The organism is Butyricicoccus sp. AF18-9LB (genome assembly GCF_027684505.1).
In the GTDB taxonomy this organism is placed as follows: domain Bacteria; phylum Bacillota; class Clostridia; order Oscillospirales; family Butyricicoccaceae; genus Agathobaculum; species Agathobaculum butyriciproducens.
The window spans coordinates 22,511-46,552 of the sequence record NZ_JAQCWA010000021.1 but is presented as its reverse complement, the minus strand read 5'-3'; the positions used below and the strand labels follow the sequence as shown (position 1 = coordinate 46,552).

Genomic DNA, 24,042 nt, shown 5'->3' with positions numbered 1-24,042 from the left:
CATAGCGGTCGAGGACGACGCAATCGCCGCCATGTCGGCATAGTCCGCCGGATTCAAACCGGCCAGCTTCGCCGCGGCCTTGCCCATAACTGCGCTCGAGGCTCCCGTGAGGGTCGCCCAGGCTGTTTCGTTTGCCTTGACAGCTTCAACCGCTACCGCGCTCTCGTAGACTGCGGCCACAGCCACATAGGACGAAGCTACCGCGTTCATCGCTACATGAGAAGTCACCACCGCATTGAGCGCTGTACTGTTCGCAATAATCGCCGTCATAGCAGTTTCGCTTGCAGCTACCGCGTTCATTGCAGCCTGAGAGGTTACAACAGCGTTAAGCGCCGTCACATTGCCGATGACAGCCGCCATCGCAGTCTCGCTTGCGGCAACAGCATTGAGTGCAACCTGAGAAGTTACAACAGCATTAAGCGCCGTCGCGTTGCTGACGACAGCCGCCATTGCAGTCTCACTTGCAGCCACTGCCGTCATAGCGATATCGCTGGCGGCAACCGCGTTCATATCCCTGTACAAATTGCAGCTCTGTCCTGCCAGAGTTGCGATCCATTTCCCGGCGCTTACCGCGCCTGCGCCTGCGGAGCGAGACATAACCGGATCGTGCAGGATTTCCAGACAGCGAGCGCTGTCCGAATACATCACATTCTGGCTTTCCGCGCCTGCCTCGTAAATGCTTCCCAGGAACGTCTGCACCGCATCGTCGATATACGGCGAAGCCGCAAGCAGCGCATACAGCTCCTGTGCGTTCTTGTCCGGCGTTTCCGGCTCATAGCCGAGCACGACCGCAACGCCGCCTGCGTTGCTTACGAACGCCTGTGCCTGTGCCCTGCTGGCAAGGATGGTGCGCAGGCGGTGTATGCCTTTTCGGTAGTTATCCTTAAACTCATGCGAGTAATAGCTGAAATCCTGCTGAATCTTCTTGATCATTACTCGTCACCTCCAAACTCAATAGCGATATAATCCATTTCGATCTTCTCTGCCGTTGTAATCGTGCCGAGCGTCGGCAGAACGACCTGCGGCAGCGTCACACCGGAAACATAGGTGATCTGACTGTGACTGGGTGACGAGCCGGTGCCCGAGCCGATATAGCCGGTAGCCGTTGTCACCGTGCCCTTCGTCGCACTGCCGCCCTGCAAACTCGGCTGACGCAGGCAATAGAGGAATCCTTCCGCAGTCACGCTCTTAATTTCGCAAAAGCCGTCAAATTCCTTCGGCGTCACCGTCAGGACCGGCACGCCCTCGAACGGATGGCGAAACTTGAACGTGTTCCAGCCCGCACCGGCGTTGATAAAGCGGCCGGTCTCCATTGTGTAATCGTCCAGTTCGTTGGTGCTGCGCGCCGGTTCTGCCGCTTCGATCATGTCAAGCACATCCTGCGCCAGTCGATCGGCGGTCACGGCCTGCAGCGCCAGCTTGATTGTGGTCACGCCGTAGTCCGGGATAACGCCCGCCGTTACATCGTCGATCTGCCTGCGAATTTCCTCGAGCGCAGCCTGTACCGTCCCGCTCGTCACGCCCTTGAACGGCGTAATGCCGACCCTACCCGCGCCCTCGGCGGATTTTACAGCATTGATATACTGCACAAGGTTAGCCTGCAGCTGCTCGAGCGCGGCCTGCACGGTGTTTGCGTTCACGCCGTCGAACGGTGTCATGCCGACGTCTCCCGCGCCGTTCTCCTTTACCGCGTCCCGGTAGTCCTCGAGGTTCTTTTGAATGCTCTGCAGCTGCTCCTGCACCGTGTCGCCGGTCACATTGGAAAACTCGGTCGCGCCGATCTGTCCGGCGCTGTTTGCGGCCTGCAATGCCTCGATCAGCTTGTTGAGCCTCTCGATAATAAGCAGCGGCAGCAGATCGAAAACCTTCTTGTTTTCCTCGGCCGAGCCGGTCAGCGCGTCCGGCTGGCTCTGCACGCCGGTCTCTGCCGCCTTTTCGGCTGAAATTTTGCTTTCATCAAACGTCATGTCCTCACCTCACTGTCTCTTTGCGTACTTTGCAATAAAGTACCGGATGACCACTTCGTGTACGCCGAAGCCCTCGTCCACCGTGTCGGACTGCAGAATGACCTGAATCGCCTTCCAGCCCTTCCGCTTGAACAGGAACGGGATAATGGAGTTGACCACCGTTCCGAACGGAAACCGTTCAAAGCTGATATAATGAAAATTCAGCCGATCCGCTGTCACGCGCTTCATGAGCGTTCCGTGGTCGGTTTCGAGTCTTACCAAAATCTCAACCGCACTGCGCGTGTACGCCTTGAGGTGCACGCCGCTGCCGCGCTTGGGCATGGTCTTGAGTATCATCGGCGTGTTCATCGTGTCGAGCTTGGTAGCCCATTCCGTGTGAATGGCCGCACCGTCGTCCGAGAACGCATTCATCATAATGTCATTGTTCTCATCCACGAGATCGTCATTAAACCGGCAAACCCTGCCGTCCTCGGTGCCGAAATACAGCGCCTGCTCGTGCGAGCAGAGCACCTTTGCAGGCACGTTCGTCCAGTAGTACCATTCATACCCATTGTCTGCCTTGTCCTGATTGCCGTCTGCCACATACGCGCAGCCGTCTATCACAAGCACATACCAGCCGCGCCAGCAGGCGGCTACAGCGTCCGCAAGTCTGCGCTCCTTGCACAGCTTGGGGTTGACACGCCTCGACCGGCAGAATAACTGCCGCACCTGCATGTTGTTGTAATACGTCGTAGTCGGCGCATATACGCCGCGCGGACTGAGATACAGAGGATCATCATTCAGGTTTGCCGAGGAATACTTTGCAATCGCACCGTATCCGGGCACGCCCTCTTTCAGCGGAAAGGTTGCCACATTGTTCAGCATTGCGCCCGAATGGTGCCAGATCGTGCCCTCCTGCCGGTTGTCCTTCTTAATGAGCAGTAATTCACCCTGTGCCTTGAGATAGCACATAATGGGAAAATCGCTCGAACCCACGACAGAATAGTTAATGTCGGGGAAATAGGTCGGGTCGGACAGGCCGGAAAACCATTCCATCGCCGCGTGCTCCCTGTTGCCGGAAACAAAAACGCGGTTGCTGCTGCCGTCCATGCCGTAAATCGCAAAGATGGTGCAGCCGAGCACCTTCTTCCGGTCCTCGGTGGTCTTGGCAAACTTCACTTCAAAATTGGAGATACCGGCGTTCTCCGGCGCGCTCGGTGCTGTCTCAAACGTCACCGTGCCCTTCTCCGCATCGTAGCTTTTCACAGGGATTGCACTGCCGTTGAGGTAGGCCGCTGTCGGCGTGCAGTCCTTGTCAATGCCGGTCACGTCAAGCTGATAGGTCGTGCTCGAGCCGTCTCCGATAAAGCGGTTCTTGCGCCACTTGCACAGCATATTAACGTTCTCGTAGGTCTCGCCGCCGCCTGTCGCCTTGCGCTGATAGCTGGTCAGCGGACAGTAGGCGTTGTCGTCTACCGCGTGTACGGCAGTTTTGCCGTCATACACAACGTAGTGCTCGCCGGTCAGGATGAACAGCTTGCCGTGCATGTAAAAGCCCTGGCTGCGGCCGCCGCTGTTCAGCTTGTCCAGCAGCTCCTTGCGGCTGTCCTTTACTTCCTTGTAGTCAGTATCCAGCTTTACCGCATACAGCTTGCTGCCTGCATGAACGATGAGCGTGAGGTTTTCCTCGTCACTGTCGTTCTCGTACGGAAAGATTCCGGCAACAGGAACCGCTTTGCCGTCCGCATCGGTAAACCGCAGCAGGGTGCGCCATCCATAGCGCCGCTCAGGGAAGCCGCCCTCGTCTGCGATAACGTTCACCGCCCGCGGAGAGCGTCCATCGTCGATCTGGGTCTCATCCGTGGAGTAGTCCAAACCCTTGAAGCGCTTATAGTGCTTGGTGCCTTCCTCGGATTCTGTGAAATCCGGCACCGTAACCTTACGCGGCATGTCTTACTCCTCCCCGTAATCCGGCACAGCGGGCGCAGCGTCCTCGAGTGCCGAAACAAACTCGTTTCGGAACATCACGCTTTCCGCTTTGCGGTTCTCATCGTCAAACAGCAGTGCCGCCGCCAGTCCCCACGGCAGCGCAACGCGCGTGATCCGGTCGTCCCAGTCGAGCACCGTGCCGTCTATCGTCGTGACCTCTGGCGTGCTTGTCAGTTCCGCGTCACCGCGCTGTGCGCGGATGGCGTTCTCGTACGGTAACGCCTCCACAAGCAGGCTGTCAAGCAGTGTCGGCGAGTAGCTGTCAAAGTCAACGTCTGTTCCGGGCGCTTCAATGATTTTCGCCAGTGCCAGCGTGTAAATGCGTTTAATAGTCGTCGCCACGCTCTCACCTCCTAACAAACAGAGGGCGGGCAGCCGCCCGCCCTCCTGGGTCTTTACTTATCCGTAGCCTCAGCCACATCCGAAGTCAGCTTGCCGGCCTTACCGAACGCAACCACGCGGATGGTCTGGCCTGCGGTCGTTGCAACCGTGCCTCCGCTTGCGACCAGCATGCGGTTTGCGGAGAAGCGCGGGTCCGAGCCGTCCAGCGTGTACCAGATTTCGTCCGCATCTGCCGCCGTAACGGTCGCACTGTGCGAAGCGATCGCTACGGTGCACGCCTGCTTGCTGCCATCCTTGCCGATAACCACAACGGCGTCCGCCTTGCTGGCCAGTACAAACAGGTCGTAGGTCTGGCGGCCTTCGATCAGCGCACCGGAAATGCCGGGCGGGTCCTGATGAATCTTGGTGTCATTGATACGGTACGGGAACGCCAGCGCGGATTCCTGCGCCGCAACCATGTAAACGTCTGTCGGGAACATATTGCTCGGCACCTTGACTACGGTAAAGCCAGCGATCTGGCCAACCGTGCCGGTCGGCAGCTGCTTGCCAGCCAGCGAATCCAGGCCGTGCCACTCGTCAGACAGGATAATCTTTGGGTAATCCTTAGCGCGTACAAACAGTACGCGGCCGTTTTCCGGTACGAGGTTCTCGTCCATGTAGGTTGCCGCGTCGTAGACCATGGTAACAATGGTGCTCTTGGTCGGCTCTGCGGTTACGCCTGCAATGTGGCCGAGCTTTGCAATACGCGCAAAGCCGTACTTGTCACCGGTCGGCACGCACTGCTCTGCAATCTGCTGACGCAGCCACTGGCCGCTCTTGTTGCTGATAGCCTGCTCGCTCTCATCGCCCTTGTCAACAACGCCGGTAAAGGACTTGTCCTGCGTCATCATGTACTCAACAACGGTGTCCTGTACGTCCTTCACCTCGCCGTATCGGCTGTTGCCGTTGCGGGTGTAGTCCACAACAGGGGTGGTGTTCAGCATATATACGCGGCAGGTTTTCGCGCCGGTCATCTCCACGTTCGCCTTGCAGTGAGCGCGCAGGAACGAGGTGTGGGTATACAGTTTCTCAATAGTAGAGGCATATTTAGTCGTAAGATTGATTGCCATAAAGTGTTGTCACTCCTTTTAGCTTCACAGTCCCAACAGTCCGCGCAGGAACGGATCAGAGGTGTCACTCTCATTTCCTGCCACACTGCCGGGGCTTGTCTGTCTGTTTGTCTGATTCTTCTCTGCGATCCTGACCGCCTGCTGATTCAGTTCAGCCTGGTAGCGCCAGTGCGCGGCAACGGGCGTCATAGCTTCCTGCTGCACCAATTCAAGCACGCGTTTTGGCACTTCCTCGAAACTTTTCACGCCAGAGAGTGAAACATATTCTTCCCACGCGCGTGCATCGGCTTCTTCTCGTGCCTGTTCAACAGTCTGATCAATGCGCTGCTGCATGGCGGTAAGCTGTGCGCGCTGCTGTTCGGCAGCCTGTGCTTCGGCCGCCCGCCGGGAAGCCATGCGGCCCTCGGCGATTGCTTTAAGCGCCGCGTCCGGTGTATCCGGAAACTCCGTGCGACACTGCTCCATCTCAGCCGAGAGCAGCTGCTCATTGCGTGCGCCCTCCAGCTGTTCAAGGTACTGCTGCCGGTTCATGCCGGCGGCCTCGGCGTACTGATCCAGTACGCGCATTTCGCGCTCAGCCTTCCGGTCATAATTCATTCCCTTCTGGAGCAATTCGACCGGGTTCGCACCGAGCGCACCGGTAAGCGCCTGTACTGCATCTGCAGGCAGCATAATCTGCTGTCCGTTGTAGACGAGCGGCACGGTCTGTACCGGCTGTTCCACCGTCTCCGGCGGTACTTCGCCGCCCTCTGGCGGCTGATTCTCCGGTTCTTCCTGCTGCTCTTCGGCGCGCTGGTTTTCCGCGCCGTCCTGCACGGTCTCCTCTGCACCCTCGGCGGCGGTCTGCTGGTTTTCCAGAACGTCATTGCCTTCAAGCGCCGCAAGAAAATCGTCGCCGTTAAAACCGTCCATGTCCGCGCCGGTGTCGGATGTATTGCCGTCCTCGGCAAAATACTGCAAACCGATACTGTCACGGATCTCGCTTCCGTCCATATGATTGCTGGTTTTCCAATCCATTTAGACAATCCTCCTATATGCAAAAGACTTGCGTCTCATTGCCGTGTGTTTATCGTGTGTTCCTGCACTCCGGCGGACGCACCGCCGTTCCGTAAGCAGTGCACCCGCTTGTATCCTTGCACGCACGGGGAATGCGTAACCCGGACGCGAGATAATATGGCGAGAATCCCACGCCCGCCGCAGTGCAGGAAAATATCGTATTCCGGCGCTCGGACGGACGCCCTCGACCCGAACGAGGGTGCCCGCCATCAGAAAGAAATAAGGGGAATCAATGGGGCGGGTGAGGTCAGCTCCCGCCCGTCCGAACGCCGGAACAGAAAAATCAATAATCAGGTTCGAGAATCGGAACGCCGTACTGCACAGCACATTCGCGCTCAATCATGCAGCCGCGTGCGTCCTCCCAACCCTTGGCGAAATAAACGAGATCCGCATCTGCCATAAGCCGGATAGACTCCGCAATAAACCAAAGTGGCTTTGCGTCGTGCGGTGCATCCTTAAAAAAGGAGTCGATGATTTCGACAGGCTCACCGATATATTCAGTCGCTTCGCGGATAGCACGCTCACGCGCGCGTTCAATTTCATCGTTGGTCTTGTCCTTCATCGGCTGAGAAATAAATAACTTTTTCATGTCGTATCTCCTATTTTTCAGTCCACGGCTTAAAAGAAACAATCTTATCGAGCAGTCCATTCGCCTTGCCATCGAAACAAATCGCTCGATCGTCAACGTACGCAATAGCCGGCGGCTTTTCCTTCATAATGGCATCTACCTCAATAGCATTCTGTTTCAGGTAGGCTTTCACCGCATCCATGCCTTCCTGCGTATCGCAGCGAGTCGAGACAACAACCACATCATAGAACTTCCGTATTTTATCAATCTCTTCTCGGATACCCGGGACGGGCGGATCCGGAATGCAGGTCTTGCCCCGCCAACCAGAGGAATAACTATGAATAACACCATCGAAATCCAAAACAACTGTGTACTTCATATTCTTACCTCAAAACCGAAACTTCCGGTCCGTAACCTTGGTGAACTTCGCCTTCTGCGCATTCAGCTCCTCCTGCATCGCACCGAACATGGCCTCAACCTGCTTCTCGGTGTACTCATACGAGCTGGCCGCCAGATGGCCGATCATGCTGATTGCCTTGCAAGCACGGTTCACGCGCGGCTCTGCCAGTCGCACAAATCGTTCCGCCTTGCTCTCATTGTTGTTATCCATTCATCAAACCTCCCTGCTGTAATGCCTGCTGCATGCTGGCCTGCTGCTGCACTCTCTTTGCAGCCTCGACCAGTCCTTCCTGATCCTTAACCGAGCCTTCCGGCATACGAGAAAGGAACTCAACCATATTGGGCATAACGCCTGCCGTCTGCAGATTATTAAGCGTGGATACCTGCAGAATGCGGCTCCAGTAGCTTGCCTCGCCGATATGAATATTGAGGTCAAGCGCCTCCACCGGAATCGCGCCGAAGTCGAACATCTCCACGCGGGTCTGCTCCTGCGTGTCACCGGTTTCCGGGTCTGTCGCCTCGTCCATGATCTTGACCTGACGCATGCCGTAATAGGCATGCATCATGTCGATGAGCACCCGCTCGTAGTTCTCGACAAACTGATAATAGGCGATCTTGGTCAGCGCCAGCGGCGCGGCGTTCGCGGTCTGTACCGCTACAATCGCACTGCTGTTCTCCGGATTCTTGACGTTGCCGAGCGCGGCGTCATTCGCTCCCGCTACACTCTTGAGCGCGTCCGTCATTGTTGACGTAATGCCGGTGGCCTCGGTCGGAATCGGCATCGAGCCTGCAACGCCGGTAAGCGCGTCCTTCACATCTCCGGTGACGCCGATACTGGTCGCGTCCGGGTCCCATCCCTTGGGGAACTTATTGCGGTTATATACCAATTTCGGTATAGCATTATTCCGCAGCATAAGCGCAAGCGCGGTCCATTGTTTATTGATCTCAATCTGCGTGTTGATGAGCGGTTTGATCTCCATCACGCCGTGATAGCAGTTCTTTCTCGGCTTCCAGCTGAGATAAGCCACCGGATACAGCGTCATTTCGGTTGCCACATCCTGCTCGATCATAACACGACCGCAGGAGCGGCAGTAGTGCACGCGGCCGTCCGCGGACTTCCAGAACCGCACAAGCTCGTTGCCGAGACTGTCGCTGTTATTCTGCTCGTCATCGCCCTTGTACAGGCCGTCGGACTCGCCCTCAATGGTCTCCCATTCCTTGCAACCGAGCCGCTTCGCGTCCTTGCGGATTTCGGATACCGGTCTGCGGCGCACAATGATAAGGTACGGCTGCTCCTGCACGTTCGAGTTGGACGGATTTCCGAACAGAATGTTCGTGTTCATGACCTGTTCGGCAGAGATTTCTCCCTGCACACCGCCCAAACCGGACGGCTTGCTTGCGTCAAAGTAAAAATACAGTGCCGCGTCACCGTCTACGCAGGCGTCACGCAGGACCATGTGGTGCTTACTTTTCAGTTTTGTTCGCTCAACCACACGATCAATGCTCTGCTCAAGGATTTTCGCCGCATACTCGGCCTGCTCATCTGGAAGGAACGGCTCAACCTCCTGATCCACATCGTTCGAGACGATCTGCGCAACCTTGTAATGCACGATAGGGTCGAGTACGTTCATCGTGATCGGACGCAGGTTCTTGCTCTTGAGTCCTTCCCACTGCTTCCCTTCCACAAAGTTCTCGCACTGCTTGACGTCCTCGTACAGGCCGAGGCCTGTGTTGTACTGCACGCCCTTTTCGTACTCGGCTTGCACCCTGTCAGCCGTGAGCGTGGTTTTCTGCTCATTCATCGCTTAATTCCTCCTGCCCGTGGGCGGTGCCGTCATAGTTGAGGATGTTGTGCAGCTCCCGCAGGATATGTCCCTCGGTGCTCATCCGCCAGAGCTGCTCCTTTTGATGCTCCTCGCGCCAGTGCTCTGCGGTCTCCCGCTCGGTGTTCAGCGCCTCGGTCAGCTTACCGTTCTCCTGCTTGAGATTATCAACCTCGTTGCGGGAAAACCAGATAGCGGCATCGTGTGCATGCTTGGCAGCGTCGAGTTCTTCCTGCAGTTCCTTGAACTTCCTGCGCTCAGTCTGCAGCTCCTGCCGCAGACGGCAGGCCGTGTCCTCACTCTCACGCAGGGCGGTCTCCACCTTGGTAATGCGGTCCGCAAGCTGCATGCGCGCCGCCTCCTCGGTGTGCAGTCTCTGCTCCATCGTCCGCGCAGTCAGCTGAAAGGATTCTGCTTCCACGGTCTTTTGCCGCAAATCCTCGCCCAAGCGCTTGGCGTTTCGGGTCTGCACAGCCGCCAGAAAAGCACACATCGCCGCAACGGCACTAATAGCTAAATACATTTCCCATTTCCTCCTCAGTTGATAGATAATCCTCGTCTCTTACTCTCGGCAGTTCCGCAGGCAGCGGGCATCCATCGCAGAAATACCGGATCGCGTCCGGTCCGTGCGTCAGCTCGTGCGGCTCGGTTGCCGTATCGTTAGGGTTCTTCTCGTCGTGCTGCAAGCCCGGCAGTGTGCGAATGAGATTCAAGCAGGTATCAAAAATCTGCAATTTCGGTCTGAGTGTACCATCCACATCGGGCACAGGCTGCAGCCGGCGCTTGAGCTCGTACCATCCGGCCACGCGGCCGTTGCTCACCTTGGAGAGATACAGACCGTACTCCGCAAACAGATCGGCGACACTCTTGCCGGTCTCCTGCCGCCTGTTCCACAGGTCTTTTGGCGCGAACCATGCCGTGATATCGTCATTACAGTTTGCGTTCAACAGTCGCTTGGCCGCCTCCGGGATGATAAGGTCGGGCTGGTAAACCTCACGGTAAACCACCGCATAATCGTTCTCATCCACCGCGATCCAGTACGCCGCCAGCATGTCGAGGCCGTAGTCGATCGCAACATACCGTCTCCACCATGCCGGAATCTCAAACGGACGAACAACGTGCAGCTCCCGCTTGAACTCGGTGAAATACTGTCCGACGTAGTAATCCCAGTTGCCCTCACGCAGTGCAATGTAGATTTCACGCGGCAGGTTCTTCATGCGTTCCTCATACTGTGGGTCTTTGGAAAGCAGAAACGGGTTGTCCTCCAGCTTGGCCGGAATAAACAGCCGCGTGCCGCCCTCGCAGCGGTGTACCTCCATCGGAGCGCCGATATCGATAAACCGGCTCTTGGCGTTGGTGTGTCCCACACTGCCGGGGTTAGCGGTGGATTTGACGTGTCTTGGAAACGGTCTCGTGCCGCGCACGCGAGAGATCATATAGGTGTACATGCTCTCGGTAAAATGCGTCATCTCGTCAAACCGGATCACGTCGTACTCGGCGGACTGGTACTGCTGCACATCGCCCTCGGTTGCAATGTATCCCATCTCAATGGTGGAGCGGCCAACCTTCCAAATGTGCTTGCTCGTGTTGTAGCTGGCAACACTGGCCGGATACAACTCCATCGTCTGCGGCACCATGGAGCGTTCCAACTCCTTAAATGTGCGTCTGAGGATCAGCTGTCTGCTGCCCTGATACCGCAGCGCGTATACAAGAGCGTCCAGCGCCTGAATAAACGTCTTGCCGCCGCCGGCTGCACCGCCGTAAAGGACCTCGAAAGCATCCGTGTCCATAAACAGCTGCTGTTTCGGCGTGATCTGAAAATCAAGATTCATCGCTAACCGCCTTTGCCGGATCAACAAGCGTCAGCTGCAGGTTGATCTCCGGAGCCGCTTCTTCCTTCTCAGCCAGATGGGACTCCAGCGTTTCCTGTCTTGCCGCAACATCCTTCATGGTTCCGGCCAGCTCGCGCAGGCCGACGCCGGTGTAATCGCTTACAACGTTTCTGAGACTTGCCACCTCGGCCTCACTCAGCGCGATTACGCCGTCCTTGGCCGCTTTTTCAAGCACTGCCAGTCCGTCATTGATGGTCCGGGTGTCCTTCGCGGCGGCCTCAGCCTTGCGGTCGAGCGCACGCAGCACCTTGTCCCCGATCTTCTCGCACCGGGCGATCTGCTTGCGGCGTATCTCCCGCCGTGCAGCCACACCGTCCTCGTCGCTCTCGTTCTGGGTATGTACCCAATCCGATAACGTGCTCTTGGGGATTCCGAGCCGCACCGACGCATTGGAGATTTTCACGCCGGACGCAATCAGTGCCAGCGCCTCGTCTTTGATTTTCTGGTCATACTTACTACCTCGCTGCTGCATCCAATCACCTCCGCGCGTATCTTGTTTTGCTGAATACAAGTATAATCGGGAAAATCGGACAAAACGGACAACTTTGTCCGGGCAGCAAAAAAAGCGCCCAGACGAGCCTCACGGCCCGCCCAAGCGCTTGTGTTTTCAGCTATTCGATTTCGCAATAACCTCCCGCTCGTACTCCTTCAGCAGCCGATCCAGTGTCGGCCTGCTGATCCCGTTTTCCCGTGCGATCGTTGCCTTGCTCTTGTGCCGTGTTACCCAGGCGTGATATGCACCAGCAATATCTTCAATCTCCGTCTTTTTCCTGCCCTTGTACTTGCCCTCGCGCTTTGCGATCTCGATTCCCTCCCGCTGACGTTCCAGCATGTTTTCCCGCTCAAACTGATTGATGATTGCAATAAAACCGATCATCGCACGCCCCATAGGGGTCATGGTGTCAAAGCCCTCCTTGTTGCTTTTCAGATGGATGCCGCGTTCCTGTAAATCCTTGGTCAACGTCATCAGGTCAGCAACGCTTCGGCTGATACGGGAAAAGTCGTGGATGTAGATTGTATCGCCCTCTCGGGCATAGTCCAGCATTTCCCGCAGCTTCGGGCGGTTCATATCCTTGCCGCTCACCTTCTCGATAAACCACTTGTCAATGTCATACTGCTTCAAGGCTTCCACCTGCCGCGCCTCGTTCTGTTCCTCAGTCGATACGCGCACATACGCTAATTTTGCTCCGTTTGCCATGTTATCCACTCCTTGTTGATGTTTTGTAAAGTTGTATTCTTGACTTTGCTTTACAACTGTAAAACAAAGCGGAAAACCATGTTATTTTTACGTTTTTCGGTGCTCCTGCACACCTGCCCATTTGGGCATGTTCTATTTTTACACCGAAGGGCACAGCAAAGCGGACGGGTGACACATCGTCAGGCCATCCGCATATATCGTTCGACCAACTTCCTCGGACCGCTCTCATCTGCGTACCCCATCCGCCGGGCGCACTCGCCCCAGCTCTTCCCGTCCAGATACCGCAGCCGCAGCGCGCGCCGGGTCATGGAGTCGGAAACGCTGTCGATCCACTGCCGCACCATGTCGCGCTCATCCTGGCACTCGGCCTCAATGGCCTGCAGCCGATCCCATGCCGCGTCCAGTGCATCCCGACCAAACAGACAGCCAACGCCGTAAGTCTCCTCGATCCGCTTGTGGTGCCGAGCCTCCCGCGCAAACCGTTCTCTTTCTTCTTCCAGTTCACAGACCAGGCTTTCCACCTGTTTTAATCTGTCTTTTGTCATTGTGCCGTGCTGCACCTCCTGCCGCGCAGATTTCCCGCCTTACTGCCGTAACCGTTACGCGCTTCCGCGCGCTCCGTCCTTTGAGAGAGTACAAACAGTAATGTGATTACGTTCTGTATTCATTCGTCCGAACCTCTCCGACAAACTGCAGGGGAATTGTTAGACCCCCTACAAGGCTGTCAGGCGGACCCAGCCGCCGATATCTTAAACTTTTCTTTGCCGTCTCCTGCGCAGCCGTTCCCACGGATCGGGAGCAGCCTTGCGCCGCTGTGCCGCCCACCACGCGCTAAACGCCGCCTGGTTGTAAATGCGGCCGACCATAACCTCATAGCGGCCGAACTCATTCGCATTCTGCACATGCTCGATGATTTTCACGCCGGGCGGCACTTCCGCTTCTTCTTCCTCTCCCAAACGCAGCCGTACCGGCTCTGCAGGCGGGGTCAGATTGCGGCTGGTGGAGTATCGCCGCGCACCTTTGCCCTTGTGACAATCCTCCTTGAGCAGATAGATGGCGGTATCCTCGAAAAAGTCCGCGCCCTCGCGCAGCGTGCGCACATCGGCCAGACCGGAAGCCCAGCAATCACGCACCACCTCGGCCAGCTGCACACCGTGCGCACCGCTGAGGATCAGGTGGTGATGCAGCCGCACCGGCTCACCGTCCATGTCATGTTCTTCTGTTACCGCTATGTATTTGTAGGTAAGGCCAATCTTGGCATACGCCTTTTTCATCTTCGCATGGAATTTTTCCAAGGCACGCGCTCTGGAAGCCTCCGGCGCATACGTCAAGCAAACAAACAGATCCCGACCGCTCACAAAATTGGCGTTGATCAGCTGCATCAGCCGCCATTTGCGCTGTCGCCGGTTGATCTCCTGCTTGGCCTTCTCGGTTGTCCGCCGTCTGCCCGCCCTCTGCCTGGGCGACATGCCCGGCATCGTGCCCATGGAATATAAACACATCTGATAGAGCGCACCGTTGCACTCCTGTTTTTGATATAACATAATTCACCTTTATTCCGGGTTGCCCTGCAGCCTTGGCTTATGCAAGCATAAAGATCCCCGGCCGCGGGCATATTGCTCCCCGAGCCGGCTCCCGCGCCTGCGCTCAGAGATATAGCAGATTACACAAAATACATTGTAATTCTTGTGTATATAGAGTTTATTTTAATTTGTATTTTACTTGACTTCATTGCAAGTATATGATATAATAAAACCATAGAAAAGGGAACAGAATCCACCAATCAAGGAGGAAATAAAAATGAGTATCCGAGAAGTTCTTACATTTACCAAGGGTTCCAAAAAGCAGTGCAGCTGGGCGTATGATATCCTCGACGAGGCTTTCGCAAACCTCGACAATATGGAAAACTACATTCGCAAGTTGGACTCCTACGATGCCGGCCACGGCGAAAAGCTGGCGGGCTACACATACGCACAGGTCGATGAGGTCCGCCGTTTTTTGAATTGTTGCTGCGAAAGCGAGCAGTTCAAAAATGCAGAGCACGTCATCAATATGGGCGGTCAGCTCGATTTTGATCACCTGCACGATCTCGTAATGAGCACACTCCGAGCAAATAAAGTATGGGACGCCAATTCCAAGCAGTGGATCGACCGCACCAAGAATTAAGAGGAGGAAAAACCATGAAAAAGATTATCGCCGGAAAATTGTACGACACCGATACTGCGAAAGCGGTATCGAACCGGATCGACCGCGGCTCGGTCGCTGATGTGTACTACGGACAGACTCTGTACCGTAAGCGCACAGGCGAATACTTCATTTACCGCGAAGGCTATCGCGGTGTAGAGGACGCAATAGAGCCGCTGACCTATGAGGAAGCGCGCGAATGGGCCGAAGAGCACCTCGATGCTGATCAGTATCAGAGCCTCTTTGGCCTGATCGACGAAGAGGACAATACCCGCGTTCCGCTGTCGCTCTCAATCAGCGCCGCCGCCATCGAAAAGGCGCGCCGTGCAGCCGCACAGCAGAAAATCACACTTGCCGCATACTTCGAATCGCTCATCTTTAAGGCAGAGCAATAAAGTTAATAGTCCTCAAAGCCAGCCCTTCACGGGCTGGCTTTCTCTTTTCCGTTTTTCATCTTCCAAACCTTCCGCGCCTCAGCCACGAAAACCTTTCGGTAATCGCGCTCATAGGCGCCGAAGCCGTAAGTAACCACAGCCGCCGTCATGCAGTTGATCAGCTCGTCCGCCGTCAAACCATGCTCGGCAGCATTCCGAATAAACTCACGCATTTCATTATCCGGCGGCCGTCCAAACGACCGGCTGTAATGGGAATCAACCAGGTGTGCCGTCTCTGTCGGGCTGCGCTCCATCCTGAACACCACCCTCCACAATATCAAACAGCGTATTCTCGTCAAGATCGCGCAGTTCGAGCTGACCATCCACGCGCCGGAGCTTGAGCTGCTGCTTCACTTCGCCGCTGGACTTGTCTTTCTGTGTGATGGCCGAAGTCACATTATACTCAAAATACGGTTTGCTGATCGAGTGTGGAATGCCTTCCTCATCCTCTTCTGCCTCGCACAATAGCGACACATCGACCTTGAGGGTCACCGAGCCCTCGCTCAGGCTCTGCCGGAGCAGATCATTCAGCACGCCGCGCAGCTTATCATCGAACAGATTGACAGCGCCGTTAAAGATTCCGCCGCGCAGGCTTAACTCGTGTCTCATTCGCCTGTTCCTCCTCTCTGATTCTCTTCAAGGTTTTCTGGATCCCCGCGTGCCGCGCCACCTTGAAATCGGTTTCCAGTCCAAAAAGCTGAATGATCTGCTCAGTGACATTGACCACATCGGCCAGTTCTCCGGCAAGGTGTTCGAGTCTCGCGGTCAGATCACGCTTTTTGCCGCCCTGCTCATGATAGCTGAGCAGCATCAGCACCTCGCTTGCCGCGCTCGTAGCCTCGCCCAATTCTTCCATCAGCTTGCAAACCTGCTTTTCCTCGCCGTAATAATGGGCGATCTGCATCAGCTTTGCCGCTCTCTTTGCATTCATATTTTTCCTCCTAATCAATCTTGAGTTTCCCATAATAGCGAATATCCATCCGGCTGACGTCCTCCGCCCGCAGCCGCAGCTTTTCAAAAGCGTAATCGTCGTCTACCTCTGCCCGCATTTTCGCAAGCTCATCCGAGTTCTCCTGAAACGCCTCGAAAAACTTCTGCAGGCGCTCCGGACCGAAGCCGTAAGCATCGTGCAGGCTGACCGCCATCAGCCAGAGATACCGCTGCATGCTCTGCTCGACGTTCAAAAGCGCCGCCTCATCCATCGCCAGCTGCAAACGATCCCGCCGCGCCTTGAGCACATCGGCGTAATTCATGCCCCGCGGCTTGCCTTTGCCTTTCTTCTTCACGCCAGACGATCCCCTTCCTTGCACAGCCAGTCCGCAATCACCTTTGCGAACTTCTCGCGGGCGGCCTCATCCGTCTGATGCAGCTCCGCGAGCGCCTGCTCGAGCCGTTCCACCAGTCCGCGCACCTCGCCAAACAAAAAGTTCACCTTGTGCGCCGCCGGATTCTTCACCTTGTCGAGCTTTTCCTCGGCGGCCTTTGCGCGTTCCTCTGCCGCCCTGGCGGCCTCTGCGTTCTCCGCGCGTACCTTTTCGCGGATTTCCTCCAATTCCTCCTCGGTCAGCTCCCGCACCTCTGCGGGCTTGTCCTCGATGGCGTCAAGCTGCCCCTGCAGCTCGTCCGCCCGTTCCTTGGCATTCTCGGCATTTCGCACAGCTTCATCCCGTTCGCGCATGGCCTTGCCGCGGTTCTCCTCGGCAACGGACAGTGCCGCCTGCGCGGCATCGTTCTCACGCACCGCCTTTTCCGCTTCCGCCTTGGCCTCGTCCCGCTCCTTCACAAGCGCCGCAATTTCGCGGCTCGACATACTCGGCAGATCGTGCTCCTCGGCAATCTCCTCGCGCTCCTCCTCAGCCATGCCGAGCAGCGGCAGAATCTGCGAATAGGATAACTGTCCAAAGGCATCCGCCGCCGTCTTGCCGGTAAGGCTCACCTGCCCGCCGCCGAACTCGCGCGCAATGCGCATATAATTCTGCGCGGTGCTGGGCTTGTAGCCGAGCTTGTCCGTCAGATAAGCCGTCCACTCGCCCTGCGGCACCATCTGCTTGGCCTCCTCAAGCCGCGTGCCGATCTGAATCACGCTTTCCAGAAAAACCTTCCGGGCGTTGTCCCGGATCATCGTGATTTCAGCGGTTACGATCTCAATCGAGCGTACCGCAACAACATTCTCGCTCATTTAAGCTGACCTCCTTATCATTTTCGTGACCTCGCGCAAATGGTCGAGGTATTTCTCCATAAACTCCGCAGCCTCCGGCGTGCGCTTGTGATTGTGCGCGGCGTAACACTGCCGGCATTCCAGTGTCTTCGGGTCGATCTCCACCGTGTGCCACGGTTTCCTCGGTTCGCTGCATTTTCGCAGCACCATGATGATGGTCTTGCCGTCCGCGTGCCGGTTTGCGTAACCTGCCACGCAGTTGTCCTGCTCCTCGCCCTCGCGCACAATTTCCTCGGCGCTGTCGATCGGGCGGATAAACATCCCACCCCACTTCCATCTCATCCACTGCAGCAAATGCCGCTGTGTGCGGAATTTCTCGTTTTTTCCGCGTTTCAGCAGCCGCCGTTCGCGCTCAGAGAGCCGTGCGTGCGCCTCATGCAGATTCGGCGGCAGTTGACCGCCGTCAAGACCGAGCCGGTCGAGCTGTCCGTGATAGTCCCGCAGCTCGGTCAATGCCGCATGAAGCGTCTGATCCGCGCGCCGTGCCTGGCGCTCAATGTACCTGCGCACCTCCTTCGGCGTCTCCCCGAAGTCCGTGCAGAGCGCGGAAAACTCAGAAAACTCACACAGGACCGCAGAGGCAGTCATGGCGAAATAAACGCTGTCCTCGTCTGCCCGTGCCGCGCCCGCGCGCCTCAGCTCGCGGTAAAATAGCGCCGTCGGAAGCGACGCTTTCGCGTCAAGCAGCACGCGCAGGTCCGCGCGGTCGAGTCCTCGAAACAGCTTTTTCGGACTGTCCGCGCGCAGGTTGATGAGACGCTGAAAGAGCGCACCGCCGCGACTCTCGCGCTCCCGCAGCCAGAAAATAAAGCCGCGCTTCACAAGGTGCTCGACCGCCGCCGGATAGCGGCAGTAAAGCGCGAGGTAAGCCGCAAGATCTTCGAGCGCATAGTTCGCAGTCTCAAAGCAGCTGTATTCAAGGCAGGTGCCGCGCAGCTCGTCCGGATTTATCGCGAGATATCCCGGGAAAGCGCCGCCGTAGCAGCCATATTGCCAGGTCGGCATTGCGATCCGCTTCACCGGTTGGATATCATCCAGAAAGTTGAATTTCCACTTTTTCGCACCACCCTCGTAAAAGACGATCCGTGACACCTCGCGCCCGGAGTATTTGCTCTCGAGAAAGTGCGGGTTCATCCGAACCTGTAAGGATACGAGCCAAACCTCGCGCCCTCTGCCGTGCAGGAAGAAGGAAAAGAGGAAAGCCTCTGCAGCAAGGAATTTTGCATTCTCGCTGCCCCACCGTTTCGGAGTGACCGCGCCGTGACAGACAGGGCAGAAGCCCCAGTGCGAAGCAGGCCCTTCCTTGAGCGGCCGTACAAAGCGCTCCCTGCACTTCGAGCAGAAGCATTCATATCCGTCCTCGTGCCCAAGAAAAGGGTCGAGGTCATCACCCGGATTTCGCCGGAAGAAAAGGAACTCCCTGTGCTCGGCGTACTCATCAATGAGCTGCTCGAGCGCGCCGCCGTCAATCGGCGGAATATCATTGACCTCAAACACAATCCCGCCTCCTTACAGCAGGCTCATCAAATCCAGATCATCACTGCCGCGCCCAAGCGGTTGGGTTTCCGGCGTCTCACTTGCCGCCGCGCCCAAATCCACCTTGTAAAAGTCAGCCGCGAACTGAATCACCGGATTCTCCGGGTCAAAGCGATTGCACACGCAACCCCAGAAGCCGTTCTTCTGGTGCTTTTTCGCATACTCATAAAGCGCATCAAAGCATTTCTGCAGGCTCATCTCCGGATTATCGAGGTCAGCCGCCATCACCTCTGCCGCGTGCTCGTCCGCCTGGGCGATCATCAGCACAACTTCGCCCATCCGGCGGGCGTTGCCCTCGGCGGCGTCCACTGCCGCCTTGATCTTATGTAAACTCATCTGATATCCCTCGTTTCTCTCAAGTGTTCGCGTACTGTTCTCATGTTTCGTTTGGTTGCCTTCGCAACCTCGCGCACGGACAGGCCGGAAGCAAACAGCCGCGCCATTTCGCGTACTTCCTCATCCGTCACGCGCGGAACGCGATCGGGCAGCAGTCCGCGCGCGCGCAGACGCGCCGCAACGGTAGCTTTGCTGCGTCTTGCCATCTCAGCGATATCCGCAACATTTTTGCCGGCTTTGTACCATTCGCACCATTGGTCTACGTCCGCGTCGCTGACCGGACCCTGCACGCCTTTCTGCGGCGTAGGCAGTTCCGGCACAAAAATGCCTGTCGGCACCTCGCTGCACAGCCCGCGCGCATCGTCATCGGGCGTAAATACACACTCGCGTGTATGATATGTACGACCCTCAAACAGGCTGTAATGCTCGGTTTCCCGCAGCTCAAACCGGCCTTGCGGGTGTCTCCAGATAACCCGCGTCTTTTCTTTTTCTCTCATATTGTTCCTCCTGGCGCGCCATGCAGATGGCGCTTTCTATTTCTTTCTTGCGTTCCCATACGTCGGGCAGCTCGGTCAGCGGCGCACAGATGGGCCACGCCTTGCCCTCGTCACCCATCGTGCCGACCAGGTGATACTCGGTTTCGCCGAACAGGGTGCGCTGAACCTCAACGCGCACCCTGTCGATCCGCACACGCGGCAGCTCGGTCAGCTGAGAATACGGCTTAATTTCCAATCCGCTGAATCTCTGCATGACCGCCCTCCTGTTTTTTAGCCTCCTGCCGAGCCTGCCACCGTTCGAGCAGCAGCGCGTCAAAGCGTGCCTTCTTGGCTTTCTCAGCGCGTTTCTCGTCCTTTTCGACAGCCGTCACATACCGCATGCAGCGTTCCACCCGGTCATGCGGCATCTGGAATTTCTGCCGGTTTTTCTTCCAGTCCATCAGCGGATCTGCCTCATCAGGTCGGCACGGTATGCAATGTGCGCAGCCTTGTCCATGGAGACGCGGGCCGCCTTGCGGGCCTTGACTTCCTCTGCCGCCCGGCGGCGTTTTGCCGCACAGAGATCCGCATAGCAGATTGCCATGCATACCAGCATCGCCGTTCCAAGCACCGCCGCCTGCATGCGGCTGCAGGCACCGGCAATTTGCATGTACATCACGCCGCCGAACACCGCCGCCGACAGGCTCATCATAAACTTACTTGCCTTCATCTTTCTTCCTCCGTTCCTGATTCATCAGTAATTCCCACGCCGTTTTCTGCAGCCGCTCAATGCGCCGCTGCATTTCATACGGCGGAACGTCACGGTAACAGTCGTCGTCAATGTAAACCGTACCGTTCGGATAATGATATTCAGCCACGATTGCCACCGTAACCACCCCTTTCTAAAGCCTATGCTTCTGCAGGCTTGTACTCGGCCTGTCCGGCCTCAGCCTTTTCTATCTCAATCCGAGCCGCGATTTTGAGGCTTTCCGGTGCTTCCGGATCGGCCATGATCTGCTCTGCCGTCATGGCAAGATATTCATTGTAAGGTTTCATTTGATATGCACCTCGATCTTCTCAGCCTTATCAAGCCACTCAGCAACGCGTTCCAGTGCTCCATCATGGGTGGTACACCAAAACTGCGTCCAATCACACCCGTTTTCGGGTTCTAAGCGCTTGACCCAAACTTCGTACTTCATTGTTTCATCCCTTTCAGTAATGTTTCTGTTGACTACAATTAAGGAATATGTAACAATAGAATTGTATCCTTGCACGTCTCAAGAGGTGGAGCCCTAAAGAATATGGCGAAATTCTATGAAAGGAGATCGCGCATGGATTACAAAATCTATGACAGGCTGCAGGCTGAGCTCGGCTGTATCGGTGATGAGTTTTCTCGAAACTGTTCCGCAATTCTTGAAAAGTCGGCCGCAGACGAGCAGAGCAAGCAGCTTGTCGAGGAAATCTGTGCTGCTAACACCAGTGCGCTGAATGTACTCGCAAAGTCTATTTCAGAAGCACTCATCGCAGCAGCAAACTAATTTCCCGCAAACCCCGTCAGCTGCTACTGGCGGGGTTTGTCGTATCATCCCCGAAGTAGCCGAACGGCAAGCCAAGCACGTGGCAGATCATAATGTATTCATCAATCGTCATTCGCTGACTACCATGCATCAGGTGATGCATTTTTACTTTCGTCCAGCCGCATTTTTCTGCGACAAATTTCTGCTGGATTCCATGGCTGATCAGATACTCATAAATTCTTTCGTATATATTCATACCATTCACCTCCCTGTTAGTTCTTGCTTAACTGTACTTACAGTATAATTAGTTCTTCGCTAACTGTCAAGACCTTTTTTGTAAAATAGTTAGTTTATTCTTAATCATTTCCTTTACACCTGTTCGTAGTTATGATATAATTAACTCAAAAGAGAAAGGAGGTGAAACCAATGGAAATACGAGAAACTGTACAGCGCAACGTTGCACGCTATATAAAAGGGTCAGATTATACGCAGGCTGAAATCGCCCGAATGCTCGGCGTATCAAAGCCAACGGTTACAAACTGGATCAAAGGAGTAAACACACCGAACATCGAACTCCTGAATCAATTATGTAGAATTTTGAACATCTCATTTTCTGAAATGTTCGAGGAAAGCCCGAATGCGTACACGCAGGCGCCACCAGACGAGCAGCAGCTTGTCACGGACTACCGCTCATTCAACGATGAGGGAAAAGAAAAGGTCCGCGAGTACGTCGCAGACCTGAAAGGAAACCCCCGATATAAAAAACGTGATGAGCCTGCAGTGGATAAACAGGCATAAAGAAAAGCCGCTGTCAGAACGCACCTGACAACGGCTCGAAAGGAACCCCACCCCCGAACGGATGAAATCCCCCAGCACTATTTTAACATAGTTTGGGGGATTTTATCAATATGCAACAGGAAAAATATGATATCCAAAAAGAATTTGAAAATGCCGGTCTGTTTCTGGATGAAGTAGAGTTTGATAATATCGAACGTATCCAGTATGCCAACAGCCTCAGCAAAGAGGACTGGGCGCGCTCCTATATCCGCCGCAAGCGTCCGCAAGGACTCACACCGGAGATTGCCCGCGATGAGATTGTGCGCCGTAAGCATAAAGCGGATGCACTCGCCGAAGAACTGCGTATCAAGCACCGCAAAGTAAACTTTGCCGCCTTTGCAGGCGCAGCCGTCATTACCGCAATCAACTGCCTGTCCAGCCGTCCGATTCAGAACGCCTGGGACGCACTGTTCGCTTATGCAGTCATGCTTGCAGGCGGTTTTCTTGGCCTGTTCTGTTCGCTCATTATCAGCGGAATCTGGGAAGCGCTCGTTGCACGATCCTCAAACAAGCTGCTGTCCGGCCGCCTCGGAACCATTCTCAGCTATGCTGTTGTTCCGTTTGTGGCTGCTGTCCTCTGCTTCCTGCTCAATCATATCGGCTCTGGTAACTAAGGAAGTGATACCATGCAAATAGAATACGCCATGTATTTACGCAAATCCCGTGCCGACCTCGAAGCAGAGGCGCACGGCGAAGGCGACACCCTCGCCCGGCACGAGCATATCCTCATGGAGCTTGCCAAGTCCCGCGCCCTGCCGATCGGCGCGATATACCGTGAAATCGTCTCCGGCGAGCGCATTGCGAACCGACCGGTCATGCAGCAGCTGCTCTCCGAGGTGGAGGATGGCCGCTGGAAGGGCGTCCTCGTCACCGAGACCTCTCGTCTCGCGCGCGGCGACACGATCGATCAAGGCATCGTCGCCCAAGCGTTTAAGTTTTCGGGCACACTCATCGTAACACCCGCCAAAACCTACGACCCCACGCAGGAAGCAGATGAGGAATGGATGGAGTTCGGCCTGTTCATGTCGCGGCAGGAGTACCGCATGATCCGCCGCCGTCAGCTGGCCGGAACGAGAGCCTCCAAGAAAGAAGGCCACTACGTTCCCGGACGTCCGCCTTACGGCTATGAACGCTACAAACTGGACGGCCGCGGCTGGTCCCTTCGACCGGTTGAGCCGCAGGCCGGTGTAATCCGCACCATCTACGATATGTACCTTTCCGGCAAAGGCTTTTCCGAAATCGCAAACGAACTGAACGCTATGAAGATCCGCACACCACTCGATAAAAAATGGGTGCCCGCGACTACCCGTGCCATCCTGCAGAACCCGCACTATGCCGGTTTTATCCCCAGTGCCATGAAGGTCAACACAAAAATCGTGCAAAAAGGCAAATTGATAACCAAGCGACCGGTCAATAAAAACTGTGAGCTGTACGAAGGAATACACGAAGCGATCATCCCGCGGGACGTCTGGTACAGCGTCCAACAGCGCATGAAAGACACCGTTACGCCGCGTGTACCGCGCAAATACCAGCAGATGAATCCGCTGGCCGGACTGGTCTACTGCGACCAATGCGGTAAACTGATGTCTCGCCATCCATACCGCCGTGAAGATAAAGTCCGGTTTGGCTGTGAAAATCCGTCTTGCTCTACCGTCTCCAGTCTGTTTGAAGATGTGGAAAGCCTTGTCCTGCAGTCTCTCCGCGAATTTCTTCACGAGATCGAACTCAGCTCTCCTACCCTTCTGGACACGAAAAGCGAAGAAATCGCACTGCAGAATATCGAGAAGCAGCTTACCGATATAAACCACCGTCTGCAGCGTACCTATGAACTGCTCGAAGATGGTGTTTACAGTAAGGAAACCTTCCTGCAGCGTCAATCCGCAATCAGCCAGGATCAGACCGCACTGCTAAACACAAAGCACGAGATCGAGCGCAAACTCCATAATAAACAGACAGACATTGAAGCGCAGAAGAACTCCGCGCCACTCATCCGTTATGTGCTGGACGTATACCCCACACTGGAAGATCCAAAAGAACAAAATCTTCTCTTAAAGCAGGTAATCCGCCGTATAGACTACCATAAAACCGTCCGTGTCTACGGCAAAGCCAAAAGCGACCTCCATCTGACAATCCACCCCAAAATTGCTATACCTCAAACCTCTAACATTTAAGTTATTGCTGC

Annotated in this window: 36 protein-coding genes; 6 read left to right on the top strand and 30 right to left on the bottom strand. The window is 55.8% G+C overall.

Translation table 11 applies throughout. The features are described 5' to 3' along the window. From PGY33_RS11240 to PGY33_RS11165, 16 genes are all read right to left on the bottom strand, one after another. Positions 1-933, bottom strand: a 933-nt coding sequence (locus PGY33_RS11240) for a hypothetical protein (RefSeq protein WP_270478708.1), incomplete at its 3' end; no start/stop codon positions are given. Continuing rightward, positions 933-1,967, bottom strand: a complete 1,035-nt coding sequence (locus PGY33_RS11235) for a hypothetical protein (protein ID WP_270478706.1) — start codon at positions 1,965-1,967, stop codon at positions 933-935. The genes PGY33_RS11235 and PGY33_RS11240, both read right to left, overlap by 1 nt. A 9-nt stretch (positions 1,968-1,976) precedes the next feature. Next, a complete protein-coding gene (locus PGY33_RS11230; protein ID WP_270478705.1) occupies positions 1,977-3,896 on the bottom strand; it encodes a hypothetical protein in 1,920 nt (639 codons plus the stop codon). A gap of 3 nt (positions 3,897-3,899) precedes the next feature. Continuing rightward, positions 3,900-4,277 (bottom strand): hypothetical protein, encoded by a 378-nt coding sequence (locus PGY33_RS11225; RefSeq protein ID WP_270478704.1) that lies wholly within the window; start codon positions 4,275-4,277, stop codon positions 3,900-3,902. A 53-nt stretch (positions 4,278-4,330) separates the two neighbouring features. After that, positions 4,331-5,386, bottom strand: coding sequence for a chitobiase/beta-hexosaminidase C-terminal domain-containing protein (locus PGY33_RS11220; RefSeq protein ID WP_270478703.1), 1,056 nt, complete (start codon positions 5,384-5,386; stop codon positions 4,331-4,333). Between the two features lie 24 nt (positions 5,387-5,410). Beyond that, positions 5,411-6,403, bottom strand: coding sequence for a hypothetical protein (locus PGY33_RS11215; protein ID WP_270478701.1), 993 nt, complete (start codon positions 6,401-6,403; stop codon positions 5,411-5,413). Positions 6,404-6,725: 322 nt separating this feature from the next. Continuing rightward, positions 6,726-7,031 carry a hypothetical protein gene (locus tag PGY33_RS11210; RefSeq protein WP_270478699.1) on the bottom strand — a complete coding sequence of 102 codons (306 nt, stop codon included), beginning with the start codon at positions 7,029-7,031 and terminating at the stop codon, positions 6,726-6,728. Positions 7,032-7,041: 10 nt separating this feature from the next. Beyond that, a complete protein-coding gene (locus PGY33_RS11205) occupies positions 7,042-7,389 on the bottom strand; it encodes a hypothetical protein (RefSeq protein WP_270478698.1) in 348 nt (115 codons plus the stop codon). Between the two features lie 9 nt (positions 7,390-7,398). Continuing rightward, the gene (locus PGY33_RS11200; RefSeq protein ID WP_270478696.1) at positions 7,399-7,620 is read right to left on the bottom strand and encodes a hypothetical protein; all 222 of its coding nucleotides are present in this window, start codon (positions 7,618-7,620) and stop codon (positions 7,399-7,401) included. Beyond that, on the bottom strand, positions 7,613-9,211 hold the full coding sequence (locus PGY33_RS11195) for a hypothetical protein (protein ID WP_270478695.1): 1,599 nt from the start codon (positions 9,209-9,211) through the stop codon (positions 7,613-7,615). Before PGY33_RS11195 ends, PGY33_RS11200 begins: the two co-directional genes overlap by 8 nt. Beyond that, positions 9,204-9,755, bottom strand: a complete 552-nt coding sequence (locus PGY33_RS11190) for a hypothetical protein (protein WP_270478694.1) — start codon at positions 9,753-9,755, stop codon at positions 9,204-9,206. The genes PGY33_RS11195 and PGY33_RS11190 overlap by 8 nt, the downstream gene beginning before the upstream one ends. Then, complete coding sequence (locus PGY33_RS11185) at positions 9,739-11,064, bottom strand: terminase large subunit domain-containing protein (protein WP_270478692.1); 1,326 nt, start codon at positions 11,062-11,064, stop codon at positions 9,739-9,741. Before PGY33_RS11185 ends, PGY33_RS11190 begins: the two co-directional genes overlap by 17 nt. Then, complete coding sequence (locus PGY33_RS11180; RefSeq protein ID WP_270478690.1) at positions 11,054-11,596, bottom strand: helix-turn-helix domain-containing protein; 543 nt, start codon at positions 11,594-11,596, stop codon at positions 11,054-11,056. Before PGY33_RS11180 ends, PGY33_RS11185 begins: the two co-directional genes overlap by 11 nt. 135 nt (positions 11,597-11,731) lie before the next feature. Further along, entirely contained in the window at positions 11,732-12,322 is a 591-nt protein-coding gene (locus PGY33_RS11175; RefSeq protein WP_270478688.1) for a recombinase family protein, read from the bottom strand. A 179-nt stretch (positions 12,323-12,501) separates the two neighbouring features. Continuing rightward, positions 12,502-12,867: a hypothetical protein gene (locus PGY33_RS11170; RefSeq protein WP_270478687.1), complete on the bottom strand. Its 366-nt coding sequence runs from the start codon at positions 12,865-12,867 to the stop codon at positions 12,502-12,504. Between the two features lie 204 nt (positions 12,868-13,071). Next, the gene (locus PGY33_RS11165) at positions 13,072-13,866 is read right to left on the bottom strand and encodes a rolling circle replication-associated protein (RefSeq protein ID WP_270478685.1); all 795 of its coding nucleotides are present in this window, start codon (positions 13,864-13,866) and stop codon (positions 13,072-13,074) included. A gap of 256 nt (positions 13,867-14,122) precedes the next feature. Here PGY33_RS11165 and PGY33_RS11160 point away from each other — a divergent pair, with 256 nt between their 5' ends. Both PGY33_RS11160 and PGY33_RS11155 read left to right on the top strand, forming a co-directional pair. Continuing rightward, on the top strand, positions 14,123-14,488 hold the full coding sequence (locus tag PGY33_RS11160; protein ID WP_270478683.1) for a hypothetical protein: 366 nt from the start codon (positions 14,123-14,125) through the stop codon (positions 14,486-14,488). A gap of 14 nt (positions 14,489-14,502) precedes the next feature. Further along, the gene (locus tag PGY33_RS11155; RefSeq protein ID WP_270478681.1) at positions 14,503-14,901 is read left to right on the top strand and encodes a hypothetical protein; all 399 of its coding nucleotides are present in this window, start codon (positions 14,503-14,505) and stop codon (positions 14,899-14,901) included. Positions 14,902-14,927: 26 nt separating this feature from the next. Here PGY33_RS11155 and PGY33_RS11150 read toward each other — a convergent pair whose 3' ends face one another. Genes PGY33_RS11150 through PGY33_RS11090 form a run of 13 tightly spaced genes read right to left on the bottom strand, consistent with a single transcriptional unit; the run spans position 14,928 to position 20,562 of the window. Beyond that, entirely contained in the window at positions 14,928-15,113 is a 186-nt protein-coding gene (locus PGY33_RS11150; RefSeq protein WP_147359081.1) for a hypothetical protein, read from the bottom strand. 43 nt (positions 15,114-15,156) lie between these two features. Further along, positions 15,157-15,549: a hypothetical protein gene (locus PGY33_RS11145; RefSeq protein ID WP_270478678.1), complete on the bottom strand. Its 393-nt coding sequence runs from the start codon at positions 15,547-15,549 to the stop codon at positions 15,157-15,159. Continuing rightward, positions 15,512-15,871, bottom strand: a complete 360-nt coding sequence (locus tag PGY33_RS11140) for a hypothetical protein (RefSeq protein WP_270478676.1) — start codon at positions 15,869-15,871, stop codon at positions 15,512-15,514. Before PGY33_RS11140 ends, PGY33_RS11145 begins: the two co-directional genes overlap by 38 nt. Positions 15,872-15,881: 10 nt before the next feature. Then, positions 15,882-16,226, bottom strand: coding sequence for a hypothetical protein (locus tag PGY33_RS11135; protein ID WP_118647401.1), 345 nt, complete (start codon positions 16,224-16,226; stop codon positions 15,882-15,884). Further along, complete coding sequence (locus tag PGY33_RS11130) at positions 16,223-17,119, bottom strand: DUF3102 domain-containing protein (RefSeq protein ID WP_270478674.1); 897 nt, start codon at positions 17,117-17,119, stop codon at positions 16,223-16,225. Before PGY33_RS11130 ends, PGY33_RS11135 begins: the two co-directional genes overlap by 4 nt. Further along, positions 17,120-18,655 carry a PcfJ domain-containing protein gene (locus PGY33_RS11125; RefSeq protein WP_270478672.1) on the bottom strand — a complete coding sequence of 512 codons (1,536 nt, stop codon included), beginning with the start codon at positions 18,653-18,655 and terminating at the stop codon, positions 17,120-17,122. It lies immediately after the preceding gene. A gap of 12 nt (positions 18,656-18,667) precedes the next feature. Then, the gene (locus tag PGY33_RS11120; RefSeq protein WP_270478670.1) at positions 18,668-19,030 is read right to left on the bottom strand and encodes a hypothetical protein; all 363 of its coding nucleotides are present in this window, start codon (positions 19,028-19,030) and stop codon (positions 18,668-18,670) included. Next, complete coding sequence (locus tag PGY33_RS11115) at positions 19,027-19,527, bottom strand: hypothetical protein (protein ID WP_270478668.1); 501 nt, start codon at positions 19,525-19,527, stop codon at positions 19,027-19,029. The genes PGY33_RS11120 and PGY33_RS11115 overlap by 4 nt, the downstream gene beginning before the upstream one ends. Then, positions 19,472-19,780, bottom strand: a complete 309-nt coding sequence (locus tag PGY33_RS11110; protein WP_270478666.1) for a hypothetical protein — start codon at positions 19,778-19,780, stop codon at positions 19,472-19,474. Before PGY33_RS11110 ends, PGY33_RS11115 begins: the two co-directional genes overlap by 56 nt. Next, complete coding sequence (locus PGY33_RS11105; protein WP_270478664.1) at positions 19,752-19,967, bottom strand: hypothetical protein; 216 nt, start codon at positions 19,965-19,967, stop codon at positions 19,752-19,754. The genes PGY33_RS11110 and PGY33_RS11105 overlap by 29 nt, the downstream gene beginning before the upstream one ends. Beyond that, a complete protein-coding gene (locus tag PGY33_RS11100) occupies positions 19,967-20,236 on the bottom strand; it encodes a hypothetical protein (protein WP_195385780.1) in 270 nt (89 codons plus the stop codon). The genes PGY33_RS11105 and PGY33_RS11100 overlap by 1 nt, the downstream gene beginning before the upstream one ends. Beyond that, positions 20,223-20,393 (bottom strand): hypothetical protein, encoded by a 171-nt coding sequence (locus tag PGY33_RS11095; RefSeq protein ID WP_158579315.1) that lies wholly within the window; start codon positions 20,391-20,393, stop codon positions 20,223-20,225. The genes PGY33_RS11100 and PGY33_RS11095 overlap by 14 nt, the downstream gene beginning before the upstream one ends. 22 nt (positions 20,394-20,415) lie before the next feature. After that, complete coding sequence (locus PGY33_RS11090; protein WP_215705834.1) at positions 20,416-20,562, bottom strand: hypothetical protein; 147 nt, start codon at positions 20,560-20,562, stop codon at positions 20,416-20,418. Positions 20,563-20,837: 275 nt separating this feature from the next. Here PGY33_RS11090 and PGY33_RS11085 point away from each other — a divergent pair, with 275 nt between their 5' ends. Then, positions 20,838-21,044: a hypothetical protein gene (locus tag PGY33_RS11085; protein ID WP_161275136.1), complete on the top strand. Its 207-nt coding sequence runs from the start codon at positions 20,838-20,840 to the stop codon at positions 21,042-21,044. Positions 21,045-21,060: 16 nt separating this feature from the next. Here the strand turns inward: PGY33_RS11085 and PGY33_RS11080 are convergent, their stop codons facing one another. Continuing rightward, positions 21,061-21,279: a helix-turn-helix domain-containing protein gene (locus PGY33_RS11080; RefSeq protein ID WP_270478660.1), complete on the bottom strand. Its 219-nt coding sequence runs from the start codon at positions 21,277-21,279 to the stop codon at positions 21,061-21,063. Between the two features lie 170 nt (positions 21,280-21,449). Here PGY33_RS11080 and PGY33_RS11075 point away from each other — a divergent pair, with 170 nt between their 5' ends. From PGY33_RS11075 to PGY33_RS11065, 3 genes are all read left to right on the top strand, one after another. Further along, the gene (locus PGY33_RS11075; RefSeq protein WP_270478656.1) at positions 21,450-21,821 is read left to right on the top strand and encodes a helix-turn-helix domain-containing protein; all 372 of its coding nucleotides are present in this window, start codon (positions 21,450-21,452) and stop codon (positions 21,819-21,821) included. 110 nt (positions 21,822-21,931) lie between these two features. Next, positions 21,932-22,474 carry a hypothetical protein gene (locus tag PGY33_RS11070; protein WP_270478654.1) on the top strand — a complete coding sequence of 181 codons (543 nt, stop codon included), beginning with the start codon at positions 21,932-21,934 and terminating at the stop codon, positions 22,472-22,474. A gap of 12 nt (positions 22,475-22,486) precedes the next feature. Next, complete coding sequence (locus PGY33_RS11065; protein WP_270478652.1) at positions 22,487-24,031, top strand: recombinase family protein; 1,545 nt, start codon at positions 22,487-22,489, stop codon at positions 24,029-24,031. Positions 24,032-24,042 lie beyond the last annotated feature (11 nt).

Excerpts from the sequence above, each read along its gene's own strand:
- PGY33_RS11175 (WP_270478688.1), bottom strand. The coding sequence starts at position 12,322 with ATGGCAAACGGAGCAAAATTAGCGTATGTGCGCGTATCGACTGAGGAA.
- PGY33_RS11085 (WP_161275136.1), top strand. The coding sequence starts at position 20,838 with ATGGATTACAAAATCTATGACAGGCTGCAGGCTGAGCTCGGCTGTATC.
- PGY33_RS11090 (WP_215705834.1), bottom strand. The coding sequence starts at position 20,562 with ATGAAACCTTACAATGAATATCTTGCCATGACGGCAGAGCAGATCATG.
- PGY33_RS11150 (WP_147359081.1), bottom strand. The coding sequence starts at position 15,113 with ATGCGTGAGTTTATTCGGAATGCTGCCGAGCATGGTTTGACGGCGGAC.
- PGY33_RS11155 (WP_270478681.1), top strand. The coding sequence starts at position 14,503 with ATGAAAAAGATTATCGCCGGAAAATTGTACGACACCGATACTGCGAAA.
- PGY33_RS11105 (WP_270478664.1), bottom strand. The coding sequence starts at position 19,967 with ATGGACTGGAAGAAAAACCGGCAGAAATTCCAGATGCCGCATGACCGG.
- PGY33_RS11070 (WP_270478654.1), top strand. The coding sequence starts at position 21,932 with ATGCAACAGGAAAAATATGATATCCAAAAAGAATTTGAAAATGCCGGT.
- PGY33_RS11190 (WP_270478694.1), bottom strand. The coding sequence starts at position 9,755 with ATGTATTTAGCTATTAGTGCCGTTGCGGCGATGTGTGCTTTTCTGGCG.
- PGY33_RS11145 (WP_270478678.1), bottom strand. The coding sequence starts at position 15,549 with ATGAGACACGAGTTAAGCCTGCGCGGCGGAATCTTTAACGGCGCTGTC.
- PGY33_RS11205 (WP_270478698.1), bottom strand. The coding sequence starts at position 7,389 with ATGAAGTACACAGTTGTTTTGGATTTCGATGGTGTTATTCATAGTTAT.
- PGY33_RS11080 (WP_270478660.1), bottom strand. The coding sequence starts at position 21,279 with ATGAATATATACGAAAGAATTTATGAGTATCTGATCAGCCATGGAATC.
- PGY33_RS11160 (WP_270478683.1), top strand. The coding sequence starts at position 14,123 with ATGAGTATCCGAGAAGTTCTTACATTTACCAAGGGTTCCAAAAAGCAG.
- PGY33_RS11230 (WP_270478705.1), bottom strand. The coding sequence starts at position 3,896 with ATGCCGCGTAAGGTTACGGTGCCGGATTTCACAGAATCCGAGGAAGGC.
- PGY33_RS11235 (WP_270478706.1), bottom strand. The coding sequence starts at position 1,967 with ATGACGTTTGATGAAAGCAAAATTTCAGCCGAAAAGGCGGCAGAGACC.
- PGY33_RS11220 (WP_270478703.1), bottom strand. The coding sequence starts at position 5,386 with ATGGCAATCAATCTTACGACTAAATATGCCTCTACTATTGAGAAACTG.
- PGY33_RS11170 (WP_270478687.1), bottom strand. The coding sequence starts at position 12,867 with ATGACAAAAGACAGATTAAAACAGGTGGAAAGCCTGGTCTGTGAACTG.
- PGY33_RS11120 (WP_270478670.1), bottom strand. The coding sequence starts at position 19,030 with ATGAGTTTACATAAGATCAAGGCGGCAGTGGACGCCGCCGAGGGCAAC.
- PGY33_RS11215 (WP_270478701.1), bottom strand. The coding sequence starts at position 6,403 with ATGGATTGGAAAACCAGCAATCATATGGACGGAAGCGAGATCCGTGAC.
- PGY33_RS11130 (WP_270478674.1), bottom strand. The coding sequence starts at position 17,119 with ATGAGCGAGAATGTTGTTGCGGTACGCTCGATTGAGATCGTAACCGCT.
- PGY33_RS11110 (WP_270478666.1), bottom strand. The coding sequence starts at position 19,780 with ATGCAGAGATTCAGCGGATTGGAAATTAAGCCGTATTCTCAGCTGACC.
- PGY33_RS11200 (WP_270478696.1), bottom strand. The coding sequence starts at position 7,620 with ATGGATAACAACAATGAGAGCAAGGCGGAACGATTTGTGCGACTGGCA.
- PGY33_RS11195 (WP_270478695.1), bottom strand. The coding sequence starts at position 9,211 with ATGAATGAGCAGAAAACCACGCTCACGGCTGACAGGGTGCAAGCCGAG.
- PGY33_RS11185 (WP_270478692.1), bottom strand. The coding sequence starts at position 11,064 with ATGAATCTTGATTTTCAGATCACGCCGAAACAGCAGCTGTTTATGGAC.
- PGY33_RS11140 (WP_270478676.1), bottom strand. The coding sequence starts at position 15,871 with ATGAATGCAAAGAGAGCGGCAAAGCTGATGCAGATCGCCCATTATTAC.
- PGY33_RS11210 (WP_270478699.1), bottom strand. The coding sequence starts at position 7,031 with ATGAAAAAGTTATTTATTTCTCAGCCGATGAAGGACAAGACCAACGAT.
- PGY33_RS11100 (WP_195385780.1), bottom strand. The coding sequence starts at position 20,236 with ATGAAGGCAAGTAAGTTTATGATGAGCCTGTCGGCGGCGGTGTTCGGC.
- PGY33_RS11115 (WP_270478668.1), bottom strand. The coding sequence starts at position 19,527 with ATGAGAGAAAAAGAAAAGACGCGGGTTATCTGGAGACACCCGCAAGGC.
- PGY33_RS11165 (WP_270478685.1), bottom strand. The coding sequence starts at position 13,866 with ATGTTATATCAAAAACAGGAGTGCAACGGTGCGCTCTATCAGATGTGT.
- PGY33_RS11075 (WP_270478656.1), top strand. The coding sequence starts at position 21,450 with ATGGAAATACGAGAAACTGTACAGCGCAACGTTGCACGCTATATAAAA.
- PGY33_RS11180 (WP_270478690.1), bottom strand. The coding sequence starts at position 11,596 with ATGCAGCAGCGAGGTAGTAAGTATGACCAGAAAATCAAAGACGAGGCG.
- PGY33_RS11065 (WP_270478652.1), top strand. The coding sequence starts at position 22,487 with ATGCAAATAGAATACGCCATGTATTTACGCAAATCCCGTGCCGACCTC.